The sequence below is a fragment of the Ramlibacter sp. 2FC genome, assembly GCF_005503345.1.
GTDB lineage: Bacteria > Pseudomonadota > Gammaproteobacteria > Burkholderiales > Burkholderiaceae_C > SCMQ01.
In genome coordinates, this window is sequence record NZ_SCMM01000109.1 from 1 (window position 1) to 4612 (window position 4612).

Genomic DNA, 4612 nt, shown 5'->3' on the forward strand with positions numbered 1-4612 from the left:
GGCTGATGAATTCGCTGAGGATCTGCGCCGGCACGACGACCTCGACCGCACGGCGCAGCAAGCCGGTCTGCAGCGCCCACAGCAGGGCCACGTGGAAGACCACGACGCTGCCCGCGATCACGAGGTTGCGGTTCATGCCCGGCATGCCAGGAAGAGGGGAGGAGGAAATCATAGTTCAGGCCAGGCGGCGGCGAGGTCGTCGGCCAAGCGCAGGCCGCAGCGCGGGGCTAGCGGCTGGGCGCGGGGCAAGGGACGGCGATGGCCGGCATCAGGCGGCGGCCAGGCGAGCGGAGGGCGTGGCCCAGGCGACCACCGCCTCCCGGGCCGCTATGGCGGCCACCGGATGCGCGGCATGGCATTGGTCCACGACCTGGCGGGCACAGCTTTCGCAGCGGCCGCATTGCGTGGCCACGCCCAGCTCCAGCTGGATGTCGTCGAAGCTCATGCCGCCGCGCACATGGCGCGCGATCTCTCGGTCGGAAACGCGGTTGCAGACACACACAATCATGATGGGGCCATGCTTGGCTGGTTGATCTGTTTGCGATTATAAATGCGAATAAATCGTATTTGCAAAACGAGAATGTAAAGTTCCGTGCGCCTGGTCCAGCGTGCGGCAGCCGCACAGGGCCATCGCGATTTCCAGCTCGTCGCGCAGCAGGCGCAGCACATGGGCGACGCCCATGGCGCCGGCGTTGGCCAGGCCCCAGATCGCGGGCCGGCCCACGAGCACGGCGCTGGCGCCCAGGGCCATGGCCTTGAGCACGTCGGTGCCGCGGCGTATGCCTCCGTCCACCAGCACCGGCAGCTGGCCGGCCACGGCCTCGGCGATGCGGGGCAGCCGGGCGGCGCTGGCGGGCGTCGTGTCCAGCGTGCGGCCGCCGTGGTTGGAGACGATGAGGCCGGCCAGTTGGAGGCTGGCGGCTTGGCGCGCGTCGTCCTCGTGCAGCACGCCCTTGAGCAGCACCGGCAGTCGGGTCTGGGCCTGCAGCCAGGCGAGGTCCTCCCAGGTCGGGGCATGGGCGAGCAACCCGTCGAACAGGGCGCTCTGGCCGGGCTGCAGCGGTGGTGGCGGCGCGGCGGGCCGGCCGGCCAGGTTCACGGCCTGGATGCCGGGCGGCAGGCGAAAGCCGGCGCGGCGCTCGCGGTCGCGCGCGCCATGGACCGGTGCGTCGACGGTGAGCACCAGCGCCTCGTAGCCGGCCTGCTCGGCGCGCCGGACCAGTTCGCGCGTGAGACCGCGGTCGGGCTGCAGGTACAGCTGGAACCACAGCGGGCCGCGCCCGGGGTCGCCGAGCACGGCCTGGGCCACGTCCTCGAGCCGGGTGCTGGCCTGGGTGCTGAGCACCAGGCCGGCGCCCAGCGCGGCGGCCGCATGGGCGGTGGCCAGCTCGCCGTCGGGGTGGGCCATGCGCTGGTAGGCCACCGGCGCCAGCAGGATGGGGTGGGCCAGCGTGCGGCCGAGCAGCGGCACGCGGGTGTGGCCGCCGGCCAAGGGCCGCAGCACGCGCGGCAGCAGTTCGAGGCGGTCCCAGGCGCCGCGGTTGGCGCGCAGCGTGAGCTCGTCGGCGGCGCCTCCGCTGAAATAGGCCCAGGCGTTGTCGTCCAGCACGCGGCGGGCATGGGCCTCGTGATCGGCCAGCGAGACCAGGCCGGGCGGCAGGGGCCGTGCGGCGGGGGAGCTCATGTGTCGGCCCACATGCGCAGCAGGTTGTGGTAGGTGCCGGTCAGGGCCGTGGTCTCGGCCGTTTCACCGTGCTGCTGGCGCAGGCGCAGCAGGTTCATGTCGAGCTCGTGCAGCAGGCGGCGCTGCTCGTCGCTGCGCACCATGCTCTCGATCCAGAAGAAGCAGGCCAGGCGCTGGCCGCGGGTGACGGGCTTGACCTGGTGCAGGCTGGTGCCGGGGTAGAGCACGGCGTGGCCCGCGGGCAGCTTCACCGCGTGTTCGCCGTAAGTGTCGGTGATGGCGAGTTCGCCGCCTTCATACGCCGACGGGTCGGACAGGAACACCGTGCAGGACAGGTCGGTGCGTACCCGCTCGCCGCTGCCGGCGACGGCGCGCACCGCGTTGTCGATGTGGGGGCCGTAGGCGTTGCTGCTGCCGCTGTAGCGGTTCAGGCGCGGGGTGAAGACCTTCTTGGGCAGGGCGGCCGAGAAGAACAGGGGACTGCGGTCCAGGCCGCGCAGCACCATGGCGCGGATGCGGTTCGCGGCCTCGCAGTCGTGCGGTAGCTGCTCGTTGTTCTTGACCTGGCGCGCCTGCGGGCCGGCGCTGTCCCGGCCGTCGGTCCAGGGCGCGTCGGCCAGCCACTGGCGGGCGCTCGCCACCTCCTGCGGGCTGAGTATGTCGGGGAGGGTGAGCAGCATGGTGGGAATTGGCAGAGGTTGAAAAGCGAAAGCCGCCCCGGCAGGCGGGGCGGCAATGCGAGGCGGCGGTGCGCGTTCAGAACTTCATGGTCGCCTGCAGCTGGAACAGGCGCCCGGCGCCGGGAATGTAGTGGCCGGAGTACAGCGCGTCGGCATACAGCTTGTTGGTGACGTTGTTCAGGTTGGCCTTGAACGCGAGCTGCTCGCTGTGCAGGTACTCGGCCATCAGGTCCGCTGTCACGAAGCTGGGCGCGGCCCAGCCGGGGTTGCGGTTGGGCGTCTGCGAGCTGCGGAAATTCAGGCCGCCGCCCACGCGCCACTTCGGCGTCAGCTGGTAGGTGCTCCAGATCGTGCCGCTGTGGCGCGGGGTGAGCGAGGGGCGCTGGCCCTGCAGCTCGCCGGCCAGGGCCAGGGCCGTGGTGGGCGCGCCCACGTCGATCTTGGCGATCGGCGTCCAGGCGTAGGAGCCGTAGATCTCCCAGCTGGGCGTCAGGCGGCCGGTGAGGTCGATCTCGAAGCCCGCCGTGTGGCGCTTGCCCGACAGCAGGTAGGCCGAGGCGGCGCTGTCCGGGTCGCGGTTGCGCTCGTTGGTCTTGGTGGCGTGGAACAGTGCGAGGCGGGTGGTGTAGCGCTTGTCGGCCGAGTCGAGCTTGGCGCCGAGCTCGATGTTCTGGCTGCCTTCGGGCGGCGTGTTGGCGCCCAGGGCGTCGTACTGGTAGGTGTCGCCCGAGGTGTTGAACGAGGTGCCGTAGGAGATGTGGTAGGAGCTCAGCTCATCGGGCTGGTAGAGCAGGCCGACGCGCTTGCTCCACACGCCGTCGCTGCGGCTGCGCGCGGCTGCGGCGGCCGTGGCTGTGGCGGCCTGCCAGTAGTCGCCGCGCAAGCGGTCGTAGCGCAGCCCGCCCAGCAGCTTCCAGGTCGGAGCGATCTGCACCATGTCCTGCGCGTAGATGCCGGCGGCGCGCGCCTCGAAGGTCCGGCCGGGGCTGAGCACACGCCGGCTCTCGTCGATCCAGGCGCCGTCGTTGGGCTTGCCGACCGTGGTGTTGGGCTTGGTCAAGGTCACGCCGGTGGGCGTGGTGGCGTTGTAGTTGACGAAGCTCTCGCGCGAGTAGTCGACGCCGGCCAGCAGCTCGTGCTGCACGCCCAGGCCCGTGAACCTGGTGCTGAAATCGCTTTGCAGCATCACGGTGTCGAGGTCCTGGATCTTGTTGTTCGTGCCCCGGCGCAGCACGGTGGCGTCGCCGAAGTTGCTCAGGTAGGTGGGGTTGACGAAGCGGATGGCGCTGGCGCGCTGGTCGCGGTCGTAGTGGCCCTTGCGCAGCGTGGTCTTGAGGGCGCTGCCGTCCTGGAAGCGGTGCAGGTGGCTCAGCGTACCGTAGGTCGCCGCGCCGTTGTTGCGGTCGCTGGCCATGCCGTAGTAGGCCTTGGGGTCCAGCGGCAGCAGGGTGGTCTCGGCCACGCTGGCGCTGGCCGTGGGGCGGATCCAGGGCAGGCCGTAGTTGATGCCGTTGCGGTTGTCCAGGTGGTAGAGGCCTGCCGAGAACTCGTCCGCCGTGCCTATGCCCCAGCGGTAGGTGCCGGCGATGCCCCGCTTGTCGAGGCTGCTGCCCGCGCCGTTGTTGTCGGCCTGGGTGCCCATGGCATTGATGCGCAGGGCGGCGTTCTCGCCGGTGTGCAGGTTGAAGTCGCCCGTGACGCGGCGGTAGCCATGGCTGCCCACGGTGGCCGAGACCTCGTGGGTGTCGAGCAGGCGCGGCTGCTTGTTGACCTGGTTCACCGCGCCGCCGGTGGAGCCGCGCCCGAACAGCATGGAGGCGGAGCCGCGCAGTAGCTCGATGCGGTCGTTGTTGAAGGTGTCGCGCTCGTAGAAGGCCGGGTCGCGCAGGCCGTCGACGAAGATGTCGCCCGAGGTGGCGAGCGAGAAGCCGCGCAGGCGTATGTCCTCCTCGCCGCCCTCGGCGGCCAGGAAGCTGATGCCGGCGGTGTTCTTCAGCGCTTCCTTGAGCGTGTCGAGGTTGCGGTCGTCGATCAGCTTCTCGGTCACCACGGTGACCGACTGCGGGATGTCGCGCAGCTGCTGCTCGCCCTTGCCTATGCCGGTGGTGGTCGCGCGCAGCGCCTCCTTGCCCTCGGCGCGCTCCTTGACCACCACGGTCTTCAGTGTCTGCGCCTCATCGGCGGGCGCCGGCTGCGCCAGTGCGCTCATCGATCCGGCGAGCAGCATCGCGCCCAGTGGCAGCAGGGG

At 70.7% G+C, this 4612-nt stretch carries 4 protein-coding genes and 1 pseudogene; all 5 read right to left on the reverse strand.

Annotated features, from left to right (window positions below):
• A pseudogene (locus FFS10_RS23620) lies at positions 1 to 172 on the reverse strand (energy transducer TonB); the annotation flags it as partial.
• 96 nt (positions 173 to 268) lie between these two features.
• On the reverse strand, positions 269 to 508 hold the full coding sequence (locus FFS10_RS22610) for a (2Fe-2S)-binding protein (protein WP_137896849.1): 240 nt from the start codon (positions 506 to 508) through the stop codon (positions 269 to 271).
• Between the two features lie 36 nt (positions 509 to 544).
• Positions 545 to 1684, reverse strand: a complete 1140-nt coding sequence (locus FFS10_RS22615; RefSeq protein ID WP_137896850.1) for an alpha-hydroxy acid oxidase — start codon at positions 1682 to 1684, stop codon at positions 545 to 547.
• On the reverse strand, positions 1681 to 2364 hold the full coding sequence (locus tag FFS10_RS22620) for a Fe2+-dependent dioxygenase (protein ID WP_137896851.1): 684 nt from the start codon (positions 2362 to 2364) through the stop codon (positions 1681 to 1683). The genes FFS10_RS22615 and FFS10_RS22620 overlap by 4 nt, the downstream gene beginning before the upstream one ends.
• Before the next feature lie 76 nt (positions 2365 to 2440).
• On the reverse strand, positions 2441 to 4609 hold the full coding sequence (locus FFS10_RS22625; protein WP_249931394.1) for a TonB-dependent receptor: 2169 nt from the start codon (positions 4607 to 4609) through the stop codon (positions 2441 to 2443).
• Between the last annotated feature and the right edge of the window lie 3 nt (positions 4610 to 4612).

Excerpts from the sequence above, each read along its gene's own strand:
- FFS10_RS22620 (WP_137896851.1), bottom strand. The coding sequence starts at position 2,364 with ATGCTGCTCACCCTCCCCGACATACTCAGCCCGCAGGAGGTGGCGAGC.
- FFS10_RS22610 (WP_137896849.1), bottom strand. The coding sequence starts at position 508 with ATGATTGTGTGTGTCTGCAACCGCGTTTCCGACCGAGAGATCGCGCGC.
- FFS10_RS22615 (WP_137896850.1), bottom strand. The coding sequence starts at position 1,684 with ATGAGCTCCCCCGCCGCACGGCCCCTGCCGCCCGGCCTGGTCTCGCTG.